The organism is Leptolyngbya sp. BC1307, assembly GCF_002286735.1.
Taxonomy (GTDB): domain Bacteria; phylum Cyanobacteriota; class Cyanobacteriia; order Phormidesmidales; family Phormidesmidaceae; genus Phormidesmis.
In genome coordinates this window covers 17722-42306 of record NZ_NRTA01000008.1, presented here as the reverse complement: position 1 = coordinate 42306, position 24585 = coordinate 17722, and the positions used below count along the sequence as shown (strand labels likewise).

Below are 24585 nucleotides of genomic sequence, written 5' to 3'. Positions count from 1 at the left end.
GTAGCCAGCTGCGGCTCAAGCTATGGCGCGGCGGCTTTTAGCCTGACAACTGCTTCTTCAAATAATTCTAGAGGAGCCCCGCCAGGGATCAAAAGCTCGTTCATTAAAAAGGTGGGCGTGCCCTGGAGTCCGAGCTGCTGAGCGAGTTCGGCGTCTTTTTCGACGGCGGCTTGGGCTTCGGGGCTATTGCGATCGCGGTTAAACTTTTCCATATCTAGCCCAATTTGCCCAGCAAGCTCTACGTAATAGTCTTCACCGAGCTTGTTCTGATAGGCAAACAGGCCATCGTGATAGATCCAAAACCGGTCTTGCTGGCCAGCGGCCCAGGCGGCTTTGGCAGCGGGCATGGCTTCTGGATGAATGCTAACTAGCGGAAAGTGCTTATAGACGTAGAGCACATCTGTCGTATGAGCCGCCGTAAAGGTCTTCATATCGGCAGCGGCGATCGCACAGTAGAGGCACTGAAAATCTGAAAACTTGATCAGTACGATCTCAGCATCTTGCGGGCCCTTAGTCGGAGAAGTGCCGACCAGTTCGGCGCGATCCATCGATTGCAGTACGCCCTGCACTCGCTGCATTTGCGCTTCCCACTCAGCCCGAGCAGCGGCTTCAGCTTCGGGTGACGCATCCGCCTGCGCTGACGCAATGGCCTCGGGGGACGGCTCGGTTTGCCGAGGGATCAGCAGCGCCAGGGCGACAGTCAATAGGCCTATTGAGCCGAGGGCGATCGCCCACAGCAGCACAGTTCGCCGACGTTTTTGGGAAGATGAGCGATCTTTGGGCTCTGGGTGATCTGAAGTCATAAAAAGCCTTCACCGAAACTTACTGGCAATCCTAACCGATTAGCTTACCGGCAGTGGCTTAATCCACCCAGCCAATATCGTCATCGCTGAGCATACTGTTATTTTGGCCGCCTGCGGGTGTGCCCCGCTGAATGGCATATTCAGGAATGGACTTGTAGCTGCCGTAAGGTGGTCGCCCCAACTTTAAGGATTGGCGCTCCGCTGGTTTGGCAGCGGCTTCTTCCTGCTCGGCCCGTGCTTGAGCTTGAGCTTTAGCCTGCTGATTGGCCTCAGTCAGCTTGAGGATGACCTGCTTGGCTTCATCGAGTTCGGCAGTGAGCTGGGTGATTTGGACGGTTTGCGCCTGGCGATCGCCATCAGTCTTCTCCAAACTATCTTTCAATTCAAAAATGCGGTTTTGGTGCGTGTCTACGTCGGTTTGCAGGGCGTTCACTTTTTCAGCAGATTGCGCGAGAGCGGCTTCTAATTCGGTAATTTTGGCCGTGAGCTGGCGATCGCTCGTCGATTTTGTCGCTGACTTAGCCGCAGAAGTTTTAGCAGCCGGGGCTTTAGCCTTAGCTGCCGGAGCCTTAGACGATGGGGTCTGAGTAGCCGCCGCTTTTTGAGCGGTAGACTGGCTGGCAGCGGCGCGTTTGCGAGTACCTTTTGTGTCGTCGCCGTCAGTCGGGCCTGCTTCTCCCGCAGCTGGCTTCTCTACTTCTTCTTTGAGCAGGTCAGCAATCCGCTTTTTAGTCATGATCTCCAGTCCCTTTGAATTTCGTTGGCAACACGGTGATAGTCAGCTCTGGCCTCAGCTGCGTTTTTACCCTTCCACTGGGTAATGGCCACGCCCTCTAGGGCAGCCCGCTCATGGGCTTTGTAGGTTCTGACAAAGGCATGGCAGGTAGGAATATCTAGTTCCATCAGCATATTTTGGGCTTCGAGCGCCTCTCCCAGACTGCGCGAATCGACTTTAGTAAGCAGCACCCGGTGTAAAACTCCCGAGGGAACAATCGCCTTTTTGACCGTTTGCACCAGGGCGGCAATGTCCATCGGCGCGGGCGGTGTCGGCAGCAGCAGGTAGTCAGCAATCGGGATCACCGCAGCCAGCGACTGTGAGTTGAGGGCGGGGGGCGTATCCACCACAATTAGCTCATACCCTTCGACTTTCTTTAGTTTACCAAGCAATGTCGGATCGGCTTCCTGACTGACATCAAAGCCAGGGGGACGAGTCTTCGTGCGATCGCCCCTACCCACCCACCAGCTAGCTGAACCCTGCGAGTCGGCATCGACTAGCAGCACCGAATGCGTCTCGGCCAAAATCGCCGCCAGATTAACTGCGGTAGTTGTTTTGCCAACGCCGCCTTTGCCGTTAAAGACTGCCAGAATTTTGGGGGCCATAAGGGGGGAGTCAGCCAAAAAGTAAACAGCCGACGAGATCTAAGAATAAAGGCTATTGGTCGCGCTGGGCTGAGTTTGTATCTTCCTGTTACGCCGGGTGTCTGGGGCGCGTTAGAAGTCTAAATTATCGGGCGTACGCGGAAAGGGAATCACGTCGCGAATATTGGCCATGCCGGTCATAAATTGAACCAGGCGCTCAAAGCCCAGACCAAAGCCAGCATGAGGCACAGTGCCGTAGCGGCGCAGGTCAAGATACCACCAGTAGTCTTCTTTAGGCAGTCCGGCGGCGGTAATGCGCTGCTCCAATATGTCTAGCCGCTCTTCTCGCTGCGCGCCGCCGATAATTTCGCCCAGGCGTGGGGCTAATACGTCCATCGCGGCGACGGTTTTTTCGTCGTCATTCAAGCGCATGTAAAAGGCTTTAATCTCGCGCGGGTAGTCGGTGACGATCACGGGCTTTTTAAAGTACTCTTCGGCCAGGTAGCGCTCGTGCTCTGACTGCATATCAACGCCCCAGGAAACTGGATAGTCAAACTTTTTATCCCCTTTTTCGATGGCAGTTTCGAGCAGGGCGATCGCCTCGCTATAGCTAATCCGGGTAAACTCGCTGTTGATAATATTCTCAGCGGTTTCGAGCACGGCATTGTCAATCCGCTGATTGAAAAATTCCATATCGTCAGCGCAGTGCTCCATCACGTACGCAAAAACGTACTTTAAAAAAGCCTCCGCCAAGTCCATATTGCCCGCCAGGTTGCAGAAGGCCATTTCGGGCTCTACCATCCAAAATTCGGCTAAGTGGCGCGAGGTATTTGAGTTTTCAGCGCGAAATGTGGGGCCAAAGGTATAGACATTGCTGAAGGCCATCGCCATAATTTCGGCTTCGAGCTGACCGCTGACGGTGAGGTAAGCGGGTCTGCCAAAAAAGTCTTGCCCATAGTCGGCTTTACCGCTTTTATCGGTCGGAATCTGGTCGAGGTTAAAGCGAGTCACCGTAAACATTTCGCCGGCCCCTTCACAGTCGCTAGCGGTAAGAATGGGCGTGTGCATCCATAAAAAGTCCCGCTCCTGGAAAAACTGATGAATGGCCGTGGCACAGGCGTTGCGCACCCGAAAAACTGCGCCCAGCGTATTCGTACGACTGCGCAAATGGCCAATCGTGCGCAAAAACTCGAATGAATGGCGTTTTTTTTGCAGCGGGTAAGTCTCCCCGTCTGACTCGCCAAATACTTCAATGGTTTTGGCCTGTAGCTCGACGCGCTGCCCTTTACCCGGTGACTCGGCTAGCGTGCCGCTAATTTCGACCGATGCGCCGGTGCTGAGGCGCTCCATACTGGCCACATAGTCAGGCAGATCTGCGCCCGCTACTACCTGTAGCCCATTCATCGAAGAGCCGTCATTGACTTCAATAAAGGTAAATTTCTTGGCGGCGCGCTTGGTTCTGACCCAGCCTTGAATGGTCAGCGCTTCACCGGGCTGTCCGGTCTTAAGGATGTGCTTAATGCGCTGGGAAGTCGTCATATGTCTTTAGTTATGCAGTGTGGATGGATGAAGGCAGACTGCTCTATTGGGCTAATCGTAACTAACCAATCATCAGCTCAGCTGAGCCAACCGCGTAAAAACCAGCCCACGACCAGCCCCAATCCGGCAAACTGCACCACCTGCCAGAAGGGTTCTTGCACCTCGCGCCAAGTGAGCAGATGACTTTCTAAGGTGACTTTGAGCGCTTCAATTCGATCTCTCATCTGGGCAAGTTCTTCGGCAGGAAGGCGGCTGATGTCTATGGAGGTATCTTGCTCATATTTGGCTTTGGCCCGACGAATGGCAAAGAAGCGATCGCGCAATAGCAAGAAATCATCAGCCGCCGCTTTGAGATCTTTCTCAAAGGCTGCCAGGTCTTCATCGCTCGGCAGATGGGGTTTGCGCTTGGAGGCTCGGCGGAATAATTTCATGGCTTTAGTAGAGTGCGATCGCTAAAGTAGAGTATAGATGGCCATCACTATAAAGGGACATAGCTTTGGTACCCCCGACTTCTCCCGCGCAGTCAGCGGCTAGCGCTGCACCGACCGACCGCTCGGTACTCCAATCTTTTAGCCCTGAAGTATTGGCTCAGGCCCTAGCTGAACAGCTGGCAATTTCACCCAATGACTGGCATCGGCTGAGTGCTAACCGCACCGTGCGCGCCCGTGAGCAGGCGGCAGCGGCCCTGGTCTATCTGCTCAAAGACCGACCAGAGGAAGCTTTACCTCGGCTCACTCAGGCCGTCGGCTGGTTAGATAAAACCCTCAAAGCACCCCCTTGCCCAACTCACGGGGAGCGGCGATCGCTTCAGTAAAATCCTGTGGTGGGTTAGAAGTTGACCTTAAGCCTTGACCAGTTGATTACTAATCGTGCTTTCAGGTCGTGCTTTCAGGCGCTGCGAATAGAGATAGGCAACCATTTTCGCCACCAGGCTTCAATCGCTCTCATCATAAAAACGGCACTAACCCAGCCGGGCAAAAAGGAAGGCTGCATCTGCTTAATCAGATGAACTTCTTTACCGTCTTCACTCCAGCAAACCTGATCAAAAACCTGATGCAAGATGTAGAGGCCGCGACCGCACTCACTGACCAGCGGACTCTCTGTCGAAGGGCAAAGGCAGGCAGCGGGCCGTTCAAATCCGTTGCCCTGGTCGGTGACAATCCACCAGTAATAGCCGTGAGCCCTGGCATAGCGAACCGAAACGACCTTTTGAGGATCTAGGCCATTGCCATGCTTGGCCGCATTGACCAGCGCCTCTTGCAGGCCGAGCCGTAGCTCATCGCGCAGCGGATCGGGTGTCGGCTCTAGAAGCGCGTCTAGAATAGGGCAGAGATACAGAGTAGAGGTAAAGCTCAAGCTCTCCCACCGGTTGGCAGCAGGCGACTTTACAACAGAGGTAGCAGAGTAAATCAAGTTAGATGACTCTCCCGGAAAACTCGTATTCAAAAAACCAGTTTAGGAATCTAGACATAGCTGAACAATCCCTCGCGCTAGGCGACAGCTAGAAATAGAGCACTTTAATTACAAAGAAAATAAAATAAAAACTGTATTGGACAATACCGGCCTTTATCTATTTGAAATTAACTTGTTTGAGATGGCCCGTTCGAAGATTATCTGATTTGAAATAAATCCATATTGATATGTTCCTAGTTTATCAGAACATATCAGTAGATTGCCAAGTATAGGAATATTGGCCCTCAGTAATCTCCGTAGTATTGCTGTCAGGCTGTGATTTTGACTAAGCCAGTGAATATCATGGTTGGTCTGCGCAACTAGCGAAATCTACGGAGAGGAAAATTTCGCAGAAGACGCTTAGCATAGAGTCAGACCTATGTGTACACAAGGATTCTAGATGTCATGCGCGAAGTAAAACGCAAGATTAGGATGGCGAGTGCGAGCCAAAGCGGTCGGGTTTTGGGTGTTGAAGTTGACATGAATAAAGGTATTAAACTGTCTGAAGATAAAGTTTTGATGATGGACAACGAGTCTGCTTGTCAGTGTGAATAAGAGCGCTGTTCTTACCGGGAAGAGCGCTTTTATGTATTCAATTCAGGCTTGTACTCAGGTAATAGTTTGTTCCTTTTCTAGAGAGTGCTTGAGGCGATCGCTACGGTAAATAGTGAACTCTCCCGGACAAAGTTAAAACAGTTGCGTAATCTTACAGTTGCTATCTGTCTAGTCATACAAATCTGGCTGGAGAGGTTGATTACTCAGCTTTGTCCGGTCAAAAGGTATTAAGAATTGTTGCGCAACTCAAAATGATCGCGCTGTTGATTGGCAATAGCTGTTGCTGAGAAGTGTCCTGCCCGGCGCTGACTTATTTGTGGCTCTGGGCGGTCTCAGCAACAATGGCGGATTCATCTTTGGCTAGCTTTTGCAGGGCTTGCGCAGCTTCGGACTGATCGCTGAAGTGACCAAGGGCCTGAGCTACCCGGTGTCTGACTTGCCAGTCGTCGCTGTCGGCGTAGGGCAATAGCAGCGGCAGGGCGCGTTCATCTTTGAGTTCTCCGAGTGCGCCGATGGCCGAGACAGAAATTAAGGCGTTGTCGCTGGTCAGGGCTGACTGGAGTAGATCAAAGGCGCGGCGATCGCCCATTTCACCCAGGCAAGCGATGATGCTCATTTTTACCAGCCACTCAGGGGTTTGCTGATAGAGTTCGTGCAAATCGTCTAGCGCGGCGGTGAGCTTGAGCGCGCCGAGTGAGTCTGCTGCAGCGGCTTGGACATCTGGCTCAGGGTCGCCTAAGGAAGCTGTAAGCACGCTGAGGGCAGTGGACTTATCTTGTTCGCCCAGGGTAGATATCTGGCTGACGGCGGCGTAGCGAACGCGGGTGTTTCTATCGTCGCAAAGCGGCTGAATTAGCTTAAAAGCGACTGCCGGATCGATATCGCGTAGCTGATTGAGGGCTTTGATGCGATCGCCAAAGTTCTCTGACTTTAGCGCCTGGCTAATCTGCTCTGGGGTAGGGGCGTTGGCAGCATCGTTAGCATTCATGGTTTTCTGAGGATATTTTATAGCGACCTTCTTAAGCATAAGGGCTGAGCATTTCATCGATCACGCATCGCCAGGCACAGATCGCAAGCGGGCCTTGGGCTGGGCTGGGCGGTCTAGACTGTAGTAACAAAAGGTTAAGCATCAGGCGGCGGCGAGTTTATGGGTGTCTTGATATCGGCAGTGCTGCCGGTTACTTTGGTTGCACTGTCGGGCGTTTGGGTGGGCCGCACGTTTCCGCTAGATATCAAAACGCTGGCCCGGCTCAATATTTATGTACTGCTACCGGCGCTGGTGCTAACGGGGCTGTATGACAACACCCTGGCGCTAGGGAGTGCGCTGGGCATTGTCGCTGGGTTTTTGCTGAATTCGGTGGTGCTCTATCTGCTGGCGATCGCCCTCGGCAAAGGCTTAAAGCTGCCAGTTGACACGCGCAAAAGCCTGGTGGCGACGACGCTGCTAGCTAACTCGGGGAATATCGGCCTGCCGTTTATTTTGTTTGCCTTAGGGGAGGCAGGGCTAGAGCGCGCCATTGTCTATCTGGTGGCGTCTTCGATTTCGATTGCGATCGCCGGTCCCATCATTCTCAAAGGAGAAGGCATCCGCCCCGGGGTGAAAGTCACGCTCAATCTGCCGGTTTTTTGGGCGACGCTGATGGGCCTGGCGCTACAAGCCTTTGCCTGGTCAGTGCCGCTGGCTATAGATCGGGCTTTAGCGCTGCTAAGCGATGCGGCGATCCCAGTGGCGCTGCTGACACTCGGTATTCAGCTGGCGCGGACACAGCTTGTCTTTGGCCGCTATGAGCTGCTTTCAGCGGGTTTGCGGCTGCTGGTTTCGCCGCTGAGCGCCTACGGCATTGGTCGGCTGCTGGGGTTGGCGGGGCTCGATCTGGCTGTGCTGGTGATGCAGGCAGCGATGCCGGTGGCCGTCAATACGCTGATTTGGGTGACTGAGCTGGGCGGCGATACGGTGCGAGTCGCTAAGACTATCGTGCTATCGACTGTGCTCAGCTTTGCGAGTTTGCCGCTGGTGCTGTGGCTGGTGACGCGCTAGCCGCTGCGGGAACGGGCTCGCAGGGGGGCGCGAAAATCTGTGCGCCGTTTTGGTAAATGTACAGACCGACATCGCCGCTGTAACTGGCGATCGCATACTCGTAGAATTCGTCAGCTTGCGACAGGTCAAAGTCGTAGCGAATGCCATCAACCGGGGCTTGAACGATCAGCGGCTGGTTTAAATTTGGGTCGAGATCGTCGCTGAGGCCATCGCCGTCGCAGTCAACGGCCGGACCAATCAGTTCGCCTCGTTCAAAACCTACTATTTCTATGTGACAGTCTGAGCAGCTGTCAACTGATCAGAAGACAGTCCGATTGGCTTGCTTACGCTAGTGCGTCTATCTAAACGGGGCATTGCCTGACGGCAGTGAGTGCAGTACCAGTAAGTCTGGCCGTGGAGAATGTGTCTGAGGAGAGTGCGATCGCAGCAAATACAAGTGTTCATGGGATAGTTCATAAGTTTGAAGCCGCCAGTTCATCTACTCGTTCATCGGCATAGTAGTCCCAAGGGGCAGAAACAGGTAGCGCGGGGCCGCCATTGTGCTCGGCAACGAGGGTATGTAGGAGCATAAGCTGTGAGTGAGAGGCGATCGCCAGCTCCAAAGCACTCTCAAACACGGCCTCGCTAGCATCTGACAAGTCAAGCGCAGCTAATACTTTTTTGAACATAGCTTCCTCCCTGGCAACGTTCTTTAAAGCCTCTCCCGGCATTTTATTTGCTCTCATACATCTGTTGTCAGATGCTGCAAGCCCTTTGGAGATAGGTCTTTGGAGATAGACTTTAGAATTTTTTGTGTCTGATGAATTAACTCTATAAAAACTGTAAGACAACAATCTGAGGAAACTATGAAGAGCAGAATTGCTTAAAGCTGTGTTAGCACGCCGATATGCCAGCGCTGGTCTTACCAGCTCAAAAAGCCCGCTATCTGACTGGCGAGGGTAGTGGGGCTAAAGGGTTTATTGATGACGCCTTGTGCGCCAAGTTCGTAGAGCTTTTTACGGTCAATAGCTCTGGCTTTAGCCGTCAGAAAAATGATCGGAATAGACTGAGTGACCGGATCGGCTTTGAGGACGGCGAGCGTCGCTGGCCCATCCATCTCTGGCATCATCACATCCAGTAAGATAGCGTCGGGCTGATGGGTTTTGGCCTGCTGAATGCCTTCTTTACCGGAACTAGCTGTGAATACCTGCCAGCCCCGGACGACTTTCAAGCTCAGGCGGACAACTGTTTGAATATCGGGTTGGTCATCGATCAGCAAAATCTGTTTGCGAGTCATTGCTTATGTTTACAGCGTGTTTCTGACAAAAGCACGCGTATCTTCATAGTTTACTCAGATTTGAGGGCTACGCTACTCATAGCAATTTTTCGAGTCAGCAGCTTTTCAGACTATGCAATACCTCTATTGTTTTGCTAACACAAGCCTGGTTATACGCCTTTTGACCTACCTATCGAAGCGGGTAGCGATCAACCTCGATGCGGTAACGGTGATCTATCTGGTAGACCGGTGGGTGGTCCGGATTAAGCTAAAAGACTCTCTTTTGCCTGACCAAGACCTCGATTTTAGAGCTTTTCTGAATGAAAACGGCTGCTCATATCGGCCGTCTGTGCCGATTTCGCGAGCACTCGACGGACTAGATGCCAGTATGTCGATCACTGAGGTGATGAACCGATGCCAGGTAGTAGTAGTTTCTCACGGTGCCCTGCAGCCAGCCGATATAGAAGATTTTCGGGCGACTTTTGTGCGGGGCTTAGGCTATTGCCCGCCGAGTTTGGTTTAGCTGAGAAATAACCGCAGCTACGAGCGGATCAGTGGGCAGGTGGTCGAGCTGCTCGCTTCGCGCTGAGGGGGATTGATGGATGGGTGATGAGCTAGCGGCTGGTGATCGAGCTGATTGCGTAGGCGGGCGGCGAGATCAGTAGGGGCGATCGCTTTGTCAATAAAACCATTAGCGCCCGCTTGAAACGCCTGGTTGCGCAAGCTGTCTTCTGGGTGCGCGGTCAAAAATAGAATAGGCAGCGTCTGAAAGCGAGTGTCGGCTCTCAGTACCTGGCAAATTTCCAGGCCGTTCATCTCTGGCATCTCTACGTCTAATATCAGCATGTCAACTTTGGGGGCGGTGGGCTTGGGCTCTGAGGTGGCTTCTGCACTGTTAGGGCTAGCGGCTGTAGGGCTAGCAGCTGTACTAGCGGCAGTCAGCCACTGCCACAGGTCAAGGGCGCTTTCAAAGGTTTGCACCTGAAATCCTTGGGGCTCTAAGCGGATTTTGAGCAGGGCCAATATCTGCGGGTCGGCGGCGGCGATCGCAATCCGAATAGAACTCACCCTCGCTTTGAGCTGGCTGGCTGCAGAGGCTATAATCTGCGCTGGCGGGGCAGTGCGATCGCTCATCAGCGCGACCCCTTGTTTTACCAGCTCAAGCCGATCCGCTAGCGCTAGCTGACGGTCTGCTAAAACCATCGTAGGCATGGCGTAGTCTTGTCTGGCCGCTCGAATCAGCCCTGAGAAAGCAGTGGCATCGGCAGCGAGGTCGAGCAGCAGCAGATCGGGTAGTTGGCTGGCAAGTTGGCTGGCACCAGAGCCATTAACCGCCGCTACCGCACAGGCTGCTAGGCTGCTGATCGGATTGTATAAAATCGGGTCGTATGAAATCGAATCTGACCAGAAGCTATCTTCAGTTTTTGCCGACTGCCGCCTCAGGTCAAACAGATCTTTTGCCTGCTGGGGGTCCGTCACGACCTGAGCTTGCAGATCATCCGCCGCTGCAATTTGCACTAGCTGCTGCGTCAGATTTTCGTCTTCGCTGACGATCAGCAGGAGCGGCTTGCCTGCTGGCACCGGCGCTGACACCGACTGAGTAGCCACGTCAGCCGAGGCTTGATCGAGCTGTTGGCGCAGCGCTTGTACGAGCTGGTTAATACTCTGCGAGACGGGGTTTGCTGTCTCCTGCGCAGAAAATGAAGAGAGCGATCGCAGCTGAGTTTCTATCTGCCGGGCGATCTGTGAGCCTTCGGCAATGCCAAAGCAGCCCAAAGATCCGGCTAGCTTATGAGCATTGATCTGGCTGGCATAGCGGAGCTGTGGGTCTAGCGCGTCGCGGCTGATGGCGCTAGCGGCAGCTTCGAGGATGGTCACCTGCTGGCTAGCACTGCTGAGATAGCGCTGGCAGGCTTTGGCGATCGCCTGCGAAGTCAGTGCTACATCTGCGTCGCCTTCCTTGTAAGCATCTTTCTCGTAAACCCCAGGCTCATAAACCCCAGACTCATAAGCCTTGGACTCATAAACCTCAGACTCACGAACCTCAGCGGTCAGCGCCAGCTCGTCGTGGCTCCAAACAATTTTCTCGTTGAGGCGGTAGCCAAGGCCATATACCGTTTTGATCAGGTCTTTAGGCGCACCCGCTGTCTGTAGCTTGCGCCTGAGCCCTTTGATATGCGTGCGAATGGCGTCTTCGCCGGGTGAGTCTTCAAACGACCAGAGATCGTCAATAATGGCTCCCAAGCTATAAACCCGATGAGGCTGACGCAAAAACAGCTCCATCATCGAAAATTCTTTCGGCGTCAGGTGAATGGGCTGCTGTTGATAGGTGGTTTCGCAAGTGCTGGGATCTAAAGACAGCGGCCCCCATTGCAAAACCGGCGGCAGCCCCTGAGCATCGCGGCGCAGTAAAGCCCGAATCCGGGCGCACAGCTCATCAAAATCAAACGGCTTGACGACGTAGTCATCGGCTCCTGCATCCAGGGCGCTGACTTTTTCAGCCGTGCTCCCTTTGGCTGTGAGGATCATCAGCGGATTGGTATAGCCCCCCTGACGAAACTGCCCGCAAAACTGAATGCCATCGCCGTCGGGCAGCATCAAATCCAGTACGACCAGATCATAGTTAAACAAATCGACATAGTCTTGCGCGCTGCGGCCATTGACGGCAATATCTACTGCGTAGCGCTGCTGAATTAGCCGCTCTGCCAAAGACTCCATTAGGGCTTCGTCATCATCGACTAGCAGTATGCGCATTGGGGTAGCTCCGGGAAAGTCTGCGGCTGTCTGGTCAAAACTGTGCTGCCTCTGTGTCGAATATAGCGTTACCCGGATACATTCGGGTAACGCGAGTCACTTGGCCTGTTGTTATGCAAAAGTTATGCCTACGTTGCTGTATTCAAGCCAAGTGACCAACGCTATATAGCGGCTTTGAAGACCGATATCTGACAAAAAGCGACGACAAGGGCAACTGTGCCCGCCGCCTTTAAATGGGCTTCTCATCTCAATAGTCCGCTTCTTGAGCCTAGCTCAGACGGGCTGACATTGCGGGCAGTAGTAAATTCGTCGATTGCTCACTCGCTCTTTGACGATGGGTGTACTACAGATATAGCAAGGCTTTTGATCGCGGCCAAAGACCCAGTACCGATAGTCTCGGTAGCGATCGCCCTTTGCCCTCAGCTTATTAGCCAAATCCAGATCATTGGTAATGCCCCTGTATTTGTACGATTGATAGGCGGTTGAGATCGAGGCTTCTGCTAGCGCCAGTAGCTGATCGCCTGTGCAGTCCATCGGGCGGCGCTGCGGATGGAGCCTGGCAATGAATAAAATTTCGCTGCGCAAGTAGTTGCCGATGCCTGCTAGAAAATGCTGATCGAGATAGAGGGTAGCTAAGCGGCGGCGGTAATGTTTTTTAGCCTTGAGAGAAGCCTGCAATTGCTCCGGCTGAAGCTTTGAGCTGAGAACATCGGGGCCGAGCTTGCTCAAAAACGGGTGCGCCTCAATCTCAGGCTCACTCAAAATTTGGATATCGGAGGCGCTGTAGAGTAGGGCTGACTTTTTGGCATTGTGAATGGCAAAGCGTAGCTGACGGTTTGTGTCGGGCAGATCATGAGCTTTGCGTATCATCCACTTACCATAGAGCTGGTTGTGGCTGTATACGCTCAGGCCATTGTCAAAATGGGTGAGCATGGCTTTGCCCCGCGTTTCGACCCCGGTTATCCGGCAGCCGGTGAGGTCGGCTTCAAAGGGTTTGAGATGGTCGAAGGCGAAGAAAATTTCGGTGGCGGGGTAGGGGCAGATGGCTTTTTCGATTTTGTCGGCAGCGATGCGGATTTCGGGGCCTTCGGGCATGGGGGAGGAGAGGAGGGGAAAGGGAGAAAGGGGAAGGGGCGAACGGTTATTCTCTTGAAAGGTTACAAAAAGGTTGACTGCAGGTAAACCTGAGAGGCCGTTGCGCTATTGTGATCATAGGTTAAATCACGGTTACATTGCTTTAGGAACGGCCTTACCTCTATGTCTCTAGCTCAGCCCCATGCCAAAGCCCGACCTCTCAAGCCCGGTGCGGCTAAGCCTGCTAAAGAGCTGTGCAGTGAGTGCGGTTTGTGCGATACCTCATACATTCACTATGTCAAAGATGCCTGCGCGTTTTTAAACCAGCAGGTAAGCGATTTGGAAGCGGCTAATCATGGGCGCAGTCGCGATTTGGATAATGAAGACGAGCTGTATTTTGGCGTGCAGCAGCAGATGGTGGCAGCCCGCAAGCTAGCCCCGATTGACGGCGCACAGTGGACAGGCATTGTCAGCACGCTGGCAATAGAAATGCTAAACCGGGGACTGGTTGAGGGGGTGGTGTGCGTGCAGCATACTGAAGACGATCGCTTTCAGCCGCTGCCGGTGATTGCGCGATCGCCCGAAGATATTTTGGCAGCGCGGGTGAATAAGCCGACACTGTCGCCGAACCTGTCGGTGCTTGACCAGGTAGAACAGTCGGGGATGAAGCGGCTGCTGGTGATTGGGGTGGGCTGTCAGGTGCAGGCGCTGCGATCTGTGCAAGATAAGCTCGGGATAGAGAAACTATACGTGCTGGGAATGCCCTGTGTAGATAATGTGACGCGGGCGGGCTTGCAGAAGTTTTTAGATACGACGAGCCGCTCGCCGGATACGGTCGTCGCCTACGAATTTATGCAAGATTTTCAGGTGCATTTTAAGCATGAAGATGGCTCGGAGGAGAAAGTGCCATTCTTTGGCTTGAAAACGAACCAGCTGAAGGATGTGTTTGCGCCGTCTTGTATGAGCTGCTTTGACTACACCAATTCGCTGGCGGATATTGTGGTGGGCTATATGGGTGCGCCTTTTGGCTGGCAGTGGATTGTGGTGCGCAATGACACCGGGCAGGAAATGTTTGAGCTGTTGGATGGAATCATTGAGACGCAGCCGGTAATGAGTGAGGGCGATCGCAAACAAGCCGTACAAAACAGCATCCCTGCCTATGACAAGGGCGTCACCCTACCGATGTGGGCGGCGAAGCTCATGGGCGTTGTGATCGAAAAAATTGGCCCGAAGGGTCTGGAGTACGCTCGCTTTTCTATCGACTCGCACTTTACGCGCAACTATCTGTATACGCGGCGCAATTATCCTGAGAAGCTAGCGGCGCATGTGCCAGAATTTGCCAAGCGAATTGTCGGGCAGTACAAGCTGCCTAAAGATTAAGACCGTCTGCCTCAAATAAAGACGGATGGGGATACGCTGAAACGGTTTGCCAGGGCTCGAAGCGGTTTTATTCTTCTGTTTCAAATTCGCCTAGTGCATCATCGAACTTGTGAATGATGGTGAGTAGCTGCGAGACGACTCGCTTGAATATTTTTTTGCGCTCCAGGAGCTTGGGCTTTTCGTTGCAGGCGCTGATTATGGTTTCTCTCAGGGGCTCTTTGCCTGAAAATTTGTAGTCGGCGATCATTTTATTGACGGCGGCTTCGTTGAGGTTTTCGGCGGCGCAGAGCTGCTGAACGGCTTCAATTCGTTCCTGATCCCAGAAGTCTTTAAACACGGTTTCGACGGTTTCTTCTGGCTCTATGGCAGGCATCCGATCTTCAATGAATTTTTCGATGAGATCGCGTTTGCCGCGTAGCTGGGCTTCTTTGTCGAGTAGCTCAAGGATGGATGCTTTTTTCTGCTGATAGTCTGCTTGGGTGGCGTCGTCTTTAATGTCTCGCTGTAGGTCTCCTAGCAGTTTGAGGATGTAGGCAACGTTGATGTTGTCTCTTTGAATTAGCTCTAGCTCAAAGTCGATTTCTTCGATCAGGGAGTCTTCTTTTTCTTCACCTGGGGAGCGGGTTCTATCGTAGATGTCTAGATATTTGCTTTTGTAGTCTTCAAAGGTTTGTTCGTCTAGGTTGAGGTCAGAAAAATCAAACTCGGTGAATGATTTGCTGACGTTTAGCAGGCGGATGAGGGTACGAAAGGCTTTGACGAATTCGACCTGATCGTCTTCGCTGATGAGCTGGTTAACATCGTTGGGGAGTGTGGCGATCGCTCTCAATACCTGCACCCCTTCATTAAATTGTTCGGTGTAGTGCTCGTAGGGCTCAATGAATATTTCTTCGTTGGCGTTGGGGTCGGAAAAGAGGGCGACGGCCTGATCGGTGTTGGCTTTGAGGTTGCGAAAGCAGACGATATTGCCCTGAGATTTGAGTTCGGCGAGGATGCGGTTAGTGCGGGAGTATGCCTGAATCAGGCCGTGGTATTTGAGGTTTTTATCGACGTAGAGGGTGTTGAGGTGTTTGACATCGAAGCCGGTGAGGAACATGTTGACCACTAGCAAGATATCGGCGCGGTCTTTGTCTTGAAAGCCTTCTCTGTCACGGTCTTTCATGCGCTTGGCGATGTCTTTGTAGTAGGTGTAGAAGGCTTTGCTGTCTTTGGCGGACTGTTTGGTTTGGTATTGCTGGTTGTAGTCGGTGATAAATTCGTTGAGTTTGTCGCGGCTGTGGGGGCGGCTGGTGTCGGCGACGATATTAAAGTCGGGTTCGCCGATTAGGCCGTTGGCGTCTTCGTCGGCTTCGTTGGTGCCGGGGGTGAAGATAGTGACGACTCGCAGATCGTGCAGTCCTTGCTGCTGCTTGCGCTTAAAGGTTTCGTAGTAGGTGATGAGGGTGTCTACGCTGCTGACGCAGAGCATGGCGGAGAATTTTTTGCCGCTGGTTTTGCGGGCGTGGTGGGCAATGATCCAATCGACGATCAGAGAAATGCGGTCGGGGTTTTCAAAGAAGTCTCTATCTAGCTTGGGTTCGGTGATGAGGGTGCCGTCTTTGCGCTTAATTTTGCCCCAGTATTCGACGGAGAACTTTAAGACGTTTTCGTCGGCGATCGCGTTGGTAATCACATAGCGGTGTAGGCGTTCTTCAAAGAGGTCTTTGGTGGTGCGTTTGCCGTGTTCGTTGCTGGCGGCGTTGTCGGCGAAGATGGGGGTGCCGGTGAAGCCAAATAGTTGGGCGTTAGGGAAGAATTTGACGATATTTTTGTGGGTTTCGCCAAATTGGGAGCGGTGGCATTCGTCGAAGATAAAGACGATGCGCTGATCTTGAAGGGGGGCCATTGCCGCTTCGTGGCGCTGGCTTTTGATCGCGGTGTTGAGCTTTTGAATGGTGGTGACAATTAGCGAGCTGTCGCCGGTCATTTGGCTGACGAGCTGGCGGGTGCTGTCGGTGGTGTCTACGCAGCCTTCGCTAAAGTAGTTGAATTCTTTGCTGGTTTGGTAGTCGAGGTCGGCGCGATCTACCACGAAGAGGACTTTGTGTACTTTGGGTAGGGCAGTGAGGATTTGGGCGGCTTTGAAGCTGGTGAGGGTTTTGCCCGATCCGGTGGTATGCCAGATGTAGCCATTTTTGTGAGTGGTTTCGACTCGTTTAATGATGGCTTCTACGGCGTAGTACTGGTAGGGGCGCAGTACCATCAGCACTTTGTCGGATTCGTGCAGGACGATGTATTTGCAGATCATTTTGGAGAGGTGGCATTTTTCCAAAAAGCTGTCGGCAAAGTCGTCTAGCTGGGTGATTAGGGTGTTTTGTTCGTTGGCCCAGTAGAAGGTTTGTTTGTATTCTTGTTTGCGGTTGTTGGCGTAGTAGCGGGTGTTGACGCCGTTGGAGATGACGAAGATTTGGACGTAGTTGAAGAGGCCAAGTTCGGCGCTGTAGGAGTGGCGCTGGTAGCGGTTGATTTGGTTGAAGGCTTCTTTGAGTTCGAGTCCTCGGCGTTTGAGTTCGATTTGGACGAGGGGCAGGCCGTTGATCAGTAAGGTTACGTCGTAGCGGTTTTTGTATGATCCCTGCTGGGTGACTTGGCTGGTGACTTGGTATTGGTTTTGGCACCAGTGTTCGGTGTTGAGGAATTCGAGATAGGTGGTGGTGCCGTCGTCGCGGAGGAGTTCCATTTTGTCGCGCAGGGTTTTGGCGCGAGTGAAGACGGTGCCTTTGTCGAGGTGGTTGAGGACTTGGGCGAATTCTTGGGGGCTGAGGGTGGTGGCGTTGTGTTTTTCGAGCTGGGTTTTGAGGTTGGCTTTGAGGTCTGCGGCGTTGCGGATGGTGGCGCGTTCGTAGCCGAGCCCTGTTAAGCGTTCGATTAGGTTTTTTTCTAGTTCTAGTTCTGATTGAGGCATGGGCTATGGCTGATAGGTATGTAGGGTTAGTCCTTCGATAAAGCGAAAATCTTTAATGTTGAGTGTGTAGAGGCTGATGTCATTTACTAATGCTGTGGCGGCAATGAGTGCATCTGGGATAGCCAGTTTGTGGCTAAGAGAGTATTCTTCCATTAGTTGAATAAACCGGATTGAGATGGCTTGGTCAACAGGAAAGTTGTGAAATAAACCGATCTGCTTTTGAATGCGCTTAAGTTCTGCTTTATTGATTGCACCGTAATAAAGTTCGGCTTGTGTGATAGCGCTAATTGCTAGTTGGCTGACGCCTATTTGTCGTAGCTCGCTGATGACGGCTGAGTCGCCTTTATAGAACTCTACAAGGATATTGGTATCGCATAAAATCACTGTCTGTTTTCGCCCCATGCTTGGCTGCGGATAGAGTCGGTTGTGATGTCTCTATCTTTCCAAATTCCGGCTAGTTCAAAAAATTCCTGAGTAGACTGATCTTCCTGCGCCAAGTTTTCTTTTTGGCGTTGGTTAGACTGAAATTCTAGGAATTCAATGAATTCAATGACTTTGTTACGCTGCTCAAGCGGGAGCTGCTGGATCTTTTGAATGGCTGTTTCTAGGGTTAGCATGGTTGTTCGGTGGGTATCGGTTGATTCTTGAATGTCGCGCATTCTTTCTTGATCGCTTCTCATAGGGTTAGCGCCTCTTGCAAAACTTCGCTGCGGATTCTGGCTTTTAGTCCTTTGGGGGTGACGATATCTACTTTGACGCTTAGAAGGTTTTCAAGATCGCGGATGAGGCGCACAGGAAACCAGGGGCTAATTTTATCTAGGTCGTAATCTACTAGCAGATCTAGATCGCTGTTTTGATCGGCTTGTCCTCTGGCGACAGAACCAAATATCCGCACGTTAAAGGCTCCGTGTTGGGTGCAGATTGCTTTAATGGCTGCTTTGGTTTCTGGGGTCAGGTCGTTAAGCGTCATGGTTTTGCCTGTGTGTGATGTTGACTTTGTTTCGGCTGGGCTTTGACTTGGGTTGTAGCGCTTTAGCTTAAGATTTGGTTGATGCCGTTGAGGAAGACGTGAAAGCTGTGAGAAGTGTTGGCGGTGAGAGATAGGTGAGGGGCGATCGCTCTAGAGTGAGTACCAGGATAATATTCTGGTACGAGTTTTTTGAGTTCTTCTTTTGCGGAGTTGAGTCGATCAGGATTGCGAAACTTATTTTTAGTTTGGTTTTTACTCAGGCTTGGGGCGTTTAGACTGTAGGCTTTTTCGACGGCTGCTAGATCGCCGAGAAACCAGGATTCTAACTCGTGGCAGATAATTCGGATGATGACCTTTGGGCTCCTAGCGCTTTGGCAAAGCTGCCGTAGCTCAGCTTTTAGCTTTTTACAGTCGTGGGAGTCTTGGTCGTGAACGATTACAAATTTTGTGCTTGGGCTAAAGCTAAAGCCTTTGATGGTTTTAGGGATTGAGTTTTGAAGATCTTGCTTGCCCTGATGATCGATGCACTTGTAGCGGATATCTTCAGGAATGAGTTTAGGCAGGATTGTTTCTAGGACGGTTTTGGTAGAGGGTTCTTCGAGTAAAAAGATCAGGTCGTAGCTCATTAAGGGGCGACTCCTTCAAACCAGTTGTGGTTCCAGAGGTAGCCGGGTAGGTCGCCTGCTTTGACCAGGTTTGTGAGTACTTCGCTATCGCTGGCTCGAAAGATCTGGGTAATGCCTTGGGCTTTGGTGAGCCAAAAGATGCTGCTGAGCGGAACGGCGTTGAGAAAGTCGGGGGAATGGGTGGAGACAAAGACCTGTCCGCCTCGGTGGGCGTAGCTGGCAAATTCTTCGGCGAGTTCGCGTAGGAGGGTGTGATAGAGCTGGTTTTCGGGTTCTTCGACGCAGAGCAGGGGGTGAGGGTTGGGGTCGAAGAGCAAAATGAGATAGGCGAACATTTTCATGGTGCCGTCGGAGACGTAGCGATCAATGAAGGGGTCTTTGAAGGCTTGGTCTTGAAATTTTAGAATGAGTCTGCCGTCTTCGGTTTCTTTGGCTTCTACTTGAGAAATGCCGGGGACTCTTTCGCGCATTTTGTCGAGGATGGCTTGAAAGATATCGGGGTGGTTTTGATAGATGTATTGGGCGACGACGGCCATATTGTCGCCTGTGGGGGAGAGGTGTTCGGCGTAGAGGGCGGCTTTGCTGCCTCTAGCTTCGCTGATATGGAAGTCGGAGACGTGCCAGTTTTCTATTAGGGAGCGGAAGGCGCTGGCGGCTTTGAAGCGTTGAAACTGGCCTAAGCCTTTGATGGCTAGAATGTCTTGCGATTCGAGCTGTTGTTCTTCGCGGTCGAGTTCTTCGTCGGTTTGTTCAAAGTTTTCTTCGTTGGTGATGGCGTAGCCTTTGCCTTGTTGGAAGTCTAAGAAGTGGTAGGGGGAACCGTATTCGCCGCGTTTGTAGCGGAGAATTTCTCTTTTTATGACAGGGCGGTTTTGGTCTTGGCCGACAATTAAGATGTATGTGACGAGGCGTTCTGTTTCCAGAATCTTCATGCGAAATTTTAGTTCTATTTCGATATCCTCTTTTTCTTTGCCTCGGGTGACGACCTCGTTAAAGCCGCCTCGGATTTGCAGGGCTTGGCGAATATTATTTTTTAGGGCGTCGCGTAAGAAGCCAAAGATATCGAATAGGGTGGATTTGCCGGTGCCGTTGGCTCCGATGATGACGCAAAAGGCGGGGAGGTCTTTGATTTCTAGATGTTCAAAGAGGCGATAGTTTTTGATTTTTATAGAGGTGATTTTCATAGGCTTAACAGCTTAGGAACTCAGTTGGGCGGTGTCTTTTGGGCCTAGGGTGAGGTTGCGGTAGATTTGCTCTATGGGGAAGGTGAGGTTGATGCTTTTGAGGTTGATCGCGTCGCCTGCTTTGTAGTTGATGATGAGCCAGTTGCCGGTGTCGGTTTTTTGGTACAGGTCTATTTCGATGCGGGTGGAGCTGACGAGTAGGTAGTCTTGTAGGGCGGGGTTGTTTTGGTAGAGTCTGAATTTGCCGCCTCGGTCGTAGGCTTCGGTGCTGCTGGATAGGACTTCGACGATTAGGCAAGGGTATGTAATGTATTGAGTGGTTGCTTTGTCTCGTTCGTCGCAAGTGACGCTGATGTCTGGATAGGTATAATCGTTAGTCTCTACAATATTTACTCTCAGGTCTGAGTTGCCGGTTTCGCAGCCGCTGCCCTCTAGGTGATTAGCGAGTAGTGTAGTAAGTCTGACGGAGATTAGGCTATGGTTTTTGCTGCCGCCACTTTTGTTATTACGAAACAGTGCGTAGACTTGACCGTCAATGTATTCGTGTTTTTCGAGCTGCTGTTCTTCCCAGGCAAAGTATTCTTCGGGGGTGAGCTGTGGGATATTTTCTTTTGCTGCGATCATGATGAGTCAGCTCCGAGTCAGCGATTATTTGCTTAGTTTTATTCTAATGATTTACACAAACATCTTTTGTAGTAAGCCTTGCTTGAACTTCTCTCCGCATTCAATCCTAAAAGATATCAGTCTTATCTTTTCGTCAATAGCGCTTAGAAGATTAGTTATTTTTTCTTGCTCTTTGGGATGAGGATAAGATAACTGGATATTAGATAATGATTCCTGATTTATATTTGTATTGGCACTAGATGTAGCTAGTGAGAGTAGCTTTTTTCTAAACTGAGCGGATGAAAAGCAGTATTTTTTGTATAGATGGTTCAATTCAGTTGAGTGTTCTCTAAATCGGATGATAAAACCACTATAAACAGTGTCAGAAAAATCATCATTTACAAGGCAAGATTGGCCGACACCCTCTCTTTTTACCGATGATCGAACAAATAAAACATCGCCTTTTTGAATTTTATATTGTTCTATTTGCTTAGAGCTTATCTTAACTCTGCCAAGTGTTGTTTTAGTGATTTCATTTTGTCCAAAAATATCCATCAGATTTATAAACTGTGTTCCCTCTCCAAAGGCTTGCTTATCCGCATTAAAACCGTTTTTTAAGTCACCCAGCATTTTTAATCTCTTTCCATTCCATTCAGGAAAGGGGGTGCCGTCGGCTTGTTTGAAGCGAATTTGTTGGGAGAATATTTTTTGCATTACGCCCCGTTTGTAGGTTTGCAATAGTTCGTGTTTGCGGCGGAGTTGGGTTAGGTGGGTTGCGATCGCTTCTAAAAAACCAGAAATCTTCTTCTGCTCTGAGATAGTCGGAGTCTTAATTGAGAATTTTTTGATACTGCCTAAATTTAGCCCCGCCTTCGCTCCAGAGTCATTTAGCCTATTCAAACGCTTATGCGATTCGAAAGTAGACAGCCCAAAAGCTAGAAAATGAGGAAAGACGTAGGCAGGATTAGGACGAACCAAGCATACGTGTTGATTAATGTATGCCTCTCCTAAGTTATTGGGAACTATCCCAATCTTTCCAAGCTCTGCTGTGATAGATATTAAGATGTCGCCAGTCTTTAAAGCAGTTCTTTTCCCTTCTGAACTATGGCTGGGCAACAATACATACTTTAGGTCGCTTAGCTGTAATTGGATGTTGTTGCGATCTAAGTTCGTCATTCTGATGAACTTAGCACCTTGAGTAGAATAATACTCTGCCCAGCCACGCGAGCCGCTTGTAACACATTCACTAATCTGTTCGACTTTAAGCTTTTTCCAATCTTCTGTAAATTCCACAAATCTTACATTGGGAATATCTCTTTCAGGCTTTCTCATACTGGCGACTCAATCCCCAACTCCTCACAAAAACCGCGAATAAGCTGATCCGTCTCTTCCATCGCCCGATCAACCTCTCGCAACTCCCGCACCACCGCCGCCAAATCAATCGGCTCCTCCTCCTCAAACGTATCCACATAGCGCGGAATATTTAGGTTGTAATCATTCTCCGCAATCTCCGCCAACCCCGCCCGATAGCTATACTTCTCCTCCTCTAACCGCCCCCGATAAGTCTCAACAATCTTATCAACATCCTCATCCCGCAAAAAGTTCTGACTCTTCGCCCTCTCAAAATGCGCACTCGCATCCACAAACAACACATCTTCCGGCTGCTCCCGACACTTCTTAAACACCAGCACACAAGTCGGGATACTCGTGCCATAAAAGATATTCGCAGGCAGCCCAATCACCGCATCCAACCAATTCCGCTCCCTGATCACATACTCCCGAATATGCCCCTCCGCCCCCCCGCGAAACAGCACCCCATGCGGCAACACCACCGCCATCGTGCCGTTATCATCCAGGTGATGCAACATATGCTGCACAAACGCAAAATCCGCCTTAGACTTAGGCGCAAGCTTGCCATACTGACTAAAGCGATCATCACTCTCAAAAAGCGCACTCGCACTCCAATTCGCCGAAAACGGCGGATTCGCCACCACTGCCTCAAACCGCATTCCCTCATGCTGCGGCTTCTCTAGCGTATCTTCCTGCCGCAGGTCAAAATTGCGATAGTGCACCCCGTGCAAAATCATATTCATTCGTGCCAGGTTGTAAGTGGTGCGGTTCATCTCCTGCCCATAAAAATCGCCCACAGAAGTCACCTCCCGCGCCACCCGCAGCAGCAGCGAACCCGATCCACAAGTCGGGTCATACACCGCCTTTAGCCGATCCTTCCCCGTCGTCACAATTTTCGCCAGCACCTTACTCACCTGCTGCGGCGTATAAAACTCCCCCGCCTTTTTACCCGCCCCACTCGCAAACTGCCCAATCAAATACTCATAGGCATCGCCCAGCACATCGCTCTCGGTATCTTCTAGCCGAAAATCAATCTTATCCAGATGCACCAAAATCTTCGCAATCAGCGTATTCTTCGCCTTTGGCGTGCGGCCCAGCTTCGTCGAAGTGAGATCTAGATCCTCAAACAGATGATCAAAATCCTCCTCACTTTCCTTCCCCATCGTCGAGCGCTCAATATTGCTCAACACATCCGCCAAATCGCCCAAAATGAAGACCGAGCTTTTTTCCAAATCCTCGTCGCTCACCTCATCCTTATCGGTTTGGTTGCCCAGCGATCGCGTCGCCAGCGCCCCAAACAGCTCCGACGGCTTCAGAAAATAACCCAGCGTCTCAATCGACTCCTCCCGCAGCGCCGCCAAATACTCCTGCCCCGCTTCAGAGCCCTCATCAATCTCTAAAAAATCGATCTCATCTTCAGCCAAAATGCCATTCGCATACAGATGCTGACGCTCAGACAGATACTTATAAAAAATAAACCCCAAACAATAGTCCCGAAACTCATCGGCATTCATCTTGCCCCGCAGCGAATCGGCAATATTCCAAAGCTGAGTCTCTAACTTTTTCTTTTGGCCGTTATCCATATATCTCTTAGGTATCTCTTGAGGCAGGGCGATCGCGCCATCAGCATTCTAAACGCTTAGCCATGCTACCACCGCAGCCACCGCTGACCCAGCACGCCTTCAACCCGCCCAAGCGTTCCCACCGAGCGCTACCCATTCCCACCATCGTCACGCCCCACCATTCCGCAGTGCCAACTACTGCTTACATGGCAGCTCGCACTGGTCAGGGAAGCGATCGCCCTTCTGCCAGAGCAACCCGCACTTTTCACCGAGCAGCTCACGATTCTCTGTGAGCCGTTCATACTTCTCTGTGAGCCGTTCGTGCTTATGGCGAAGCAGCTCACACTTCTCTGTGAGTCGTTCGCACTTGTGGCGGTGAAGCTCGCACTTCTCTATAAGTCGTTCACGCTACTCTGTGAGTCGTTCCCACTACTCTGCGAGTCGTTCACGCTTCTCGCAGAGTAGCAAATACTCCTTACTCGCCTGTAAAATCACGAGCATTAGCAGCGCCCCACTTTTGCCCCACTCAAAACTTCTGTAGTTGTACTGAGATTGCCCTGTAATTTTCGTCTGTCGCTACGGGCATAGTGATAGCAGCAGAACACCCCTGCCTCAGCAGAAAAATTCTACTGCCAAAAATTCACCTACAAAAGGATCAGGCAATACATATGGCAAGACGAAAAAAGAAATCTAGCATTTTACCCAAGGCCGAAAGCCGTTTGGCCGGGATGCAGTCGATTGATGCCAAACTCGACCTGGGCAACGGCATGACAGCAGCAACCTTTGAGCAAGAGATCGGCGCGCTTCGCCTAAAAATACAGGCTTACAATACGCTGCTCTCTAAAGTAGACCATGCTTCTAACGATATTCAGCAAACCGAAAAACTGCTGTCTAGCCTATCTGAAAAGATGCTGCTATCCGTCGCTGTAAAATATGGCAAAGACAGCAGCGAATATGAAATGGCCGGTGGGGTGCGTCGGAGTGAGCGGCGACGGGCAGCTCGTTCGGCAGCTCGTCCGGCAGTAGCTCCGGTGACAGCGCCTGTATAGCGATCGCTCTTGTTTGCCTGCTCTGATTTGACTATTTGCTATGACGACCCTAAGGGAGATGACAGCGGCCATCTCCCTTTTTTCGCTC

At 51.4% G+C, this 24585-nt stretch carries 27 protein-coding genes; 7 read left to right on the top strand and 20 right to left on the bottom strand.

Going from position 1 to position 24585, the window contains the following annotated elements; translation table 11 throughout:
* Nucleotides 1-20: 20 nt before the first annotated feature.
* From CKL79_RS06895 to CKL79_RS06875, 5 genes are all read right to left on the bottom strand, one after another.
* On the bottom strand, nucleotides 21-803 hold the full coding sequence (locus tag CKL79_RS06895) for a thioredoxin domain-containing protein (protein ID WP_121968853.1): 783 nt from the start codon (nucleotides 801-803) through the stop codon (nucleotides 21-23).
* 58 nt (nucleotides 804-861) lie between these two features.
* A complete protein-coding gene (locus CKL79_RS06890; RefSeq protein WP_121968852.1) occupies nucleotides 862-1539 on the bottom strand; it encodes a hypothetical protein in 678 nt (225 codons plus the stop codon).
* Nucleotides 1536-2183: a ParA family protein gene (locus tag CKL79_RS06885; RefSeq protein ID WP_121968851.1), complete on the bottom strand. Its 648-nt coding sequence runs from the start codon at nucleotides 2181-2183 to the stop codon at nucleotides 1536-1538. Before CKL79_RS06885 ends, CKL79_RS06890 begins: the two co-directional genes overlap by 4 nt.
* A 111-nt stretch (nucleotides 2184-2294) precedes the next feature.
* The gene (gene asnS / locus CKL79_RS06880; protein WP_121968850.1) at nucleotides 2295-3701 is read right to left on the bottom strand and encodes an asparagine--tRNA ligase; all 1407 of its coding nucleotides are present in this window, start codon (nucleotides 3699-3701) and stop codon (nucleotides 2295-2297) included.
* A 77-nt stretch (nucleotides 3702-3778) separates the two neighbouring features.
* Nucleotides 3779-4132 carry a hypothetical protein gene (locus CKL79_RS06875; RefSeq protein ID WP_121968849.1) on the bottom strand — a complete coding sequence of 118 codons (354 nt, stop codon included), beginning with the start codon at nucleotides 4130-4132 and terminating at the stop codon, nucleotides 3779-3781.
* A gap of 65 nt (nucleotides 4133-4197) precedes the next feature.
* On the opposite strand from CKL79_RS06875, the gene CKL79_RS06870 reads away from it, so the two are divergent.
* On the top strand, nucleotides 4198-4515 hold the full coding sequence (locus CKL79_RS06870; protein WP_276299354.1) for a DUF6439 family protein: 318 nt from the start codon (nucleotides 4198-4200) through the stop codon (nucleotides 4513-4515).
* A 74-nt stretch (nucleotides 4516-4589) separates the two neighbouring features.
* On the opposite strand, the gene CKL79_RS06865 is transcribed toward CKL79_RS06870, so the two are convergent.
* Together CKL79_RS06865 and nblB are read right to left on the bottom strand one after the other, a co-directional pair.
* Complete coding sequence (locus CKL79_RS06865; RefSeq protein WP_276299352.1) at nucleotides 4590-5147, bottom strand: anti-sigma regulatory factor; 558 nt, start codon at nucleotides 5145-5147, stop codon at nucleotides 4590-4592.
* Nucleotides 5148-6018: 871 nt separating this feature from the next.
* Nucleotides 6019-6696, bottom strand: a complete 678-nt coding sequence (gene nblB, locus CKL79_RS06860) for a phycobilisome degradation protein NblB (RefSeq protein ID WP_121968848.1) — start codon at nucleotides 6694-6696, stop codon at nucleotides 6019-6021.
* A gap of 159 nt (nucleotides 6697-6855) precedes the next feature.
* On the opposite strand from nblB, the gene CKL79_RS06855 reads away from it, so the two are divergent.
* Both CKL79_RS06855 and CKL79_RS24160 read left to right on the top strand, forming a co-directional pair.
* Nucleotides 6856-7746 (top strand): AEC family transporter, encoded by an 891-nt coding sequence (locus tag CKL79_RS06855; protein WP_121968847.1) that lies wholly within the window; start codon nucleotides 6856-6858, stop codon nucleotides 7744-7746.
* A 49-nt stretch (nucleotides 7747-7795) separates the two neighbouring features.
* Nucleotides 7796-7927 (top strand): hypothetical protein, encoded by a 132-nt coding sequence (locus CKL79_RS24160; RefSeq protein WP_276299349.1) that lies wholly within the window; start codon nucleotides 7796-7798, stop codon nucleotides 7925-7927.
* Nucleotides 7928-8198: 271 nt separating this feature from the next.
* Here the strand turns inward: CKL79_RS24160 and CKL79_RS06845 are convergent, their stop codons facing one another.
* Both CKL79_RS06845 and CKL79_RS06840 read right to left on the bottom strand, forming a co-directional pair.
* On the bottom strand, nucleotides 8199-8414 hold the full coding sequence (locus tag CKL79_RS06845; RefSeq protein WP_170943995.1) for a universal stress protein: 216 nt from the start codon (nucleotides 8412-8414) through the stop codon (nucleotides 8199-8201).
* 233 nt (nucleotides 8415-8647) lie between these two features.
* Nucleotides 8648-9022, bottom strand: coding sequence for a response regulator (locus tag CKL79_RS06840; protein WP_121968844.1), 375 nt, complete (start codon nucleotides 9020-9022; stop codon nucleotides 8648-8650).
* A gap of 160 nt (nucleotides 9023-9182) precedes the next feature.
* Between CKL79_RS06840 and CKL79_RS06835 the strand changes: the two genes are divergently transcribed.
* Nucleotides 9183-9524, top strand: a complete 342-nt coding sequence (locus CKL79_RS06835; RefSeq protein ID WP_205879019.1) for a hypothetical protein — start codon at nucleotides 9183-9185, stop codon at nucleotides 9522-9524.
* 17 nt (nucleotides 9525-9541) lie between these two features.
* Here the strand turns inward: CKL79_RS06835 and CKL79_RS06830 are convergent, their stop codons facing one another.
* Entirely contained in the window at nucleotides 9542-11755 is a 2214-nt protein-coding gene (locus CKL79_RS06830; protein ID WP_121968842.1) for a response regulator, read from the bottom strand.
* A gap of 273 nt (nucleotides 11756-12028) precedes the next feature.
* Nucleotides 12029-12850 carry an endonuclease VIII gene (nei, locus tag CKL79_RS06825; RefSeq protein WP_121968841.1) on the bottom strand — a complete coding sequence of 274 codons (822 nt, stop codon included), beginning with the start codon at nucleotides 12848-12850 and terminating at the stop codon, nucleotides 12029-12031.
* Between the two features lie 162 nt (nucleotides 12851-13012).
* Here nei and CKL79_RS06820 point away from each other — a divergent pair, with 162 nt between their 5' ends.
* Nucleotides 13013-14209, top strand: coding sequence for a Coenzyme F420 hydrogenase/dehydrogenase, beta subunit C-terminal domain (locus tag CKL79_RS06820; RefSeq protein WP_121968840.1), 1197 nt, complete (start codon nucleotides 13013-13015; stop codon nucleotides 14207-14209).
* 67 nt (nucleotides 14210-14276) lie between these two features.
* On the opposite strand, the gene CKL79_RS06815 is transcribed toward CKL79_RS06820, so the two are convergent.
* From CKL79_RS06815 to CKL79_RS06775, 9 genes are all read right to left on the bottom strand, one after another.
* The gene (locus CKL79_RS06815; RefSeq protein WP_121968839.1) at nucleotides 14277-17153 is read right to left on the bottom strand and encodes a type I restriction endonuclease subunit R; all 2877 of its coding nucleotides are present in this window, start codon (nucleotides 17151-17153) and stop codon (nucleotides 14277-14279) included.
* Nucleotides 17154-17156: 3 nt separating this feature from the next.
* Nucleotides 17157-17555, bottom strand: a complete 399-nt coding sequence (locus tag CKL79_RS06810; RefSeq protein ID WP_205879018.1) for a type II toxin-antitoxin system VapC family toxin — start codon at nucleotides 17553-17555, stop codon at nucleotides 17157-17159.
* Nucleotides 17534-17833 (bottom strand): DUF2281 domain-containing protein, encoded by a 300-nt coding sequence (locus tag CKL79_RS06805; RefSeq protein WP_205879017.1) that lies wholly within the window; start codon nucleotides 17831-17833, stop codon nucleotides 17534-17536. Before CKL79_RS06805 ends, CKL79_RS06810 begins: the two co-directional genes overlap by 22 nt.
* Nucleotides 17830-18123 carry a nucleotidyltransferase domain-containing protein gene (locus tag CKL79_RS06800; protein WP_121968837.1) on the bottom strand — a complete coding sequence of 98 codons (294 nt, stop codon included), beginning with the start codon at nucleotides 18121-18123 and terminating at the stop codon, nucleotides 17830-17832. The genes CKL79_RS06805 and CKL79_RS06800 overlap by 4 nt, the downstream gene beginning before the upstream one ends.
* A 62-nt stretch (nucleotides 18124-18185) precedes the next feature.
* Nucleotides 18186-18749, bottom strand: coding sequence for a DUF4276 family protein (locus CKL79_RS06795; protein ID WP_121968836.1), 564 nt, complete (start codon nucleotides 18747-18749; stop codon nucleotides 18186-18188).
* Nucleotides 18749-19933, bottom strand: coding sequence for an AAA family ATPase (locus CKL79_RS06790; protein ID WP_121968835.1), 1185 nt, complete (start codon nucleotides 19931-19933; stop codon nucleotides 18749-18751). Before CKL79_RS06790 ends, CKL79_RS06795 begins: the two co-directional genes overlap by 1 nt.
* 12 nt (nucleotides 19934-19945) lie before the next feature.
* On the bottom strand, nucleotides 19946-20557 hold the full coding sequence (locus CKL79_RS06785; RefSeq protein WP_121968834.1) for a Uma2 family endonuclease: 612 nt from the start codon (nucleotides 20555-20557) through the stop codon (nucleotides 19946-19948).
* Nucleotides 20558-20608: 51 nt separating this feature from the next.
* Nucleotides 20609-21868 (bottom strand): restriction endonuclease subunit S, encoded by a 1260-nt coding sequence (locus CKL79_RS06780; RefSeq protein ID WP_121968833.1) that lies wholly within the window; start codon nucleotides 21866-21868, stop codon nucleotides 20609-20611.
* A complete protein-coding gene (locus CKL79_RS06775; protein WP_121968832.1) occupies nucleotides 21865-23469 on the bottom strand; it encodes a type I restriction-modification system subunit M in 1605 nt (534 codons plus the stop codon). Before CKL79_RS06775 ends, CKL79_RS06780 begins: the two co-directional genes overlap by 4 nt.
* A gap of 62 nt (nucleotides 23470-23531) precedes the next feature.
* Here CKL79_RS06775 and CKL79_RS22860 point away from each other — a divergent pair, with 62 nt between their 5' ends.
* Both CKL79_RS22860 and CKL79_RS06770 read left to right on the top strand, forming a co-directional pair.
* Complete coding sequence (locus CKL79_RS22860; RefSeq protein ID WP_141242165.1) at nucleotides 23532-23741, top strand: hypothetical protein; 210 nt, start codon at nucleotides 23532-23534, stop codon at nucleotides 23739-23741.
* A gap of 375 nt (nucleotides 23742-24116) precedes the next feature.
* Complete coding sequence (locus CKL79_RS06770) at nucleotides 24117-24497, top strand: hypothetical protein (protein WP_121968831.1); 381 nt, start codon at nucleotides 24117-24119, stop codon at nucleotides 24495-24497.
* Nucleotides 24498-24585 lie beyond the last annotated feature (88 nt).

Excerpts from the sequence above, each read along its gene's own strand:
- CKL79_RS06800 (WP_121968837.1), bottom strand. The coding sequence starts at position 18,123 with ATGACGCTTAACGACCTGACCCCAGAAACCAAAGCAGCCATTAAAGCA.
- CKL79_RS06810 (WP_205879018.1), bottom strand. The coding sequence starts at position 17,555 with ATGGGGCGAAAACAGACAGTGATTTTATGCGATACCAATATCCTTGTA.
- CKL79_RS06820 (WP_121968840.1), top strand. The coding sequence starts at position 13,013 with ATGTCTCTAGCTCAGCCCCATGCCAAAGCCCGACCTCTCAAGCCCGGT.
- CKL79_RS22860 (WP_141242165.1), top strand. The coding sequence starts at position 23,532 with ATGCTACCACCGCAGCCACCGCTGACCCAGCACGCCTTCAACCCGCCC.
- CKL79_RS06795 (WP_121968836.1), bottom strand. The coding sequence starts at position 18,749 with ATGAGCTACGACCTGATCTTTTTACTCGAAGAACCCTCTACCAAAACC.
- CKL79_RS06785 (WP_121968834.1), bottom strand. The coding sequence starts at position 20,557 with ATGATCGCAGCAAAAGAAAATATCCCACAGCTCACCCCCGAAGAATAC.
- CKL79_RS06875 (WP_121968849.1), bottom strand. The coding sequence starts at position 4,132 with ATGAAATTATTCCGCCGAGCCTCCAAGCGCAAACCCCATCTGCCGAGC.
- CKL79_RS06845 (WP_170943995.1), bottom strand. The coding sequence starts at position 8,414 with ATGTTCAAAAAAGTATTAGCTGCGCTTGACTTGTCAGATGCTAGCGAG.
- CKL79_RS06805 (WP_205879017.1), bottom strand. The coding sequence starts at position 17,833 with ATGAGAAGCGATCAAGAAAGAATGCGCGACATTCAAGAATCAACCGAT.
- CKL79_RS06815 (WP_121968839.1), bottom strand. The coding sequence starts at position 17,153 with ATGCCTCAATCAGAACTAGAACTAGAAAAAAACCTAATCGAACGCTTA.
- CKL79_RS06770 (WP_121968831.1), top strand. The coding sequence starts at position 24,117 with ATGGCAAGACGAAAAAAGAAATCTAGCATTTTACCCAAGGCCGAAAGC.
- CKL79_RS06890 (WP_121968852.1), bottom strand. The coding sequence starts at position 1,539 with ATGACTAAAAAGCGGATTGCTGACCTGCTCAAAGAAGAAGTAGAGAAG.
- asnS (WP_121968850.1), bottom strand. The coding sequence starts at position 3,701 with ATGACGACTTCCCAGCGCATTAAGCACATCCTTAAGACCGGACAGCCC.
- CKL79_RS06830 (WP_121968842.1), bottom strand. The coding sequence starts at position 11,755 with ATGCGCATACTGCTAGTCGATGATGACGAAGCCCTAATGGAGTCTTTG.
- CKL79_RS06855 (WP_121968847.1), top strand. The coding sequence starts at position 6,856 with ATGGGTGTCTTGATATCGGCAGTGCTGCCGGTTACTTTGGTTGCACTG.
- CKL79_RS06840 (WP_121968844.1), bottom strand. The coding sequence starts at position 9,022 with ATGACTCGCAAACAGATTTTGCTGATCGATGACCAACCCGATATTCAA.
- nblB (WP_121968848.1), bottom strand. The coding sequence starts at position 6,696 with ATGAATGCTAACGATGCTGCCAACGCCCCTACCCCAGAGCAGATTAGC.
- CKL79_RS06775 (WP_121968832.1), bottom strand. The coding sequence starts at position 23,469 with ATGGATAACGGCCAAAAGAAAAAGTTAGAGACTCAGCTTTGGAATATT.
- CKL79_RS06885 (WP_121968851.1), bottom strand. The coding sequence starts at position 2,183 with ATGGCCCCCAAAATTCTGGCAGTCTTTAACGGCAAAGGCGGCGTTGGC.
- CKL79_RS06790 (WP_121968835.1), bottom strand. The coding sequence starts at position 19,933 with ATGAAAATCACCTCTATAAAAATCAAAAACTATCGCCTCTTTGAACAT.
- CKL79_RS06895 (WP_121968853.1), bottom strand. The coding sequence starts at position 803 with ATGACTTCAGATCACCCAGAGCCCAAAGATCGCTCATCTTCCCAAAAA.
- nei (WP_121968841.1), bottom strand. The coding sequence starts at position 12,850 with ATGCCCGAAGGCCCCGAAATCCGCATCGCTGCCGACAAAATCGAAAAA.
- CKL79_RS06780 (WP_121968833.1), bottom strand. The coding sequence starts at position 21,868 with ATGAGAAAGCCTGAAAGAGATATTCCCAATGTAAGATTTGTGGAATTT.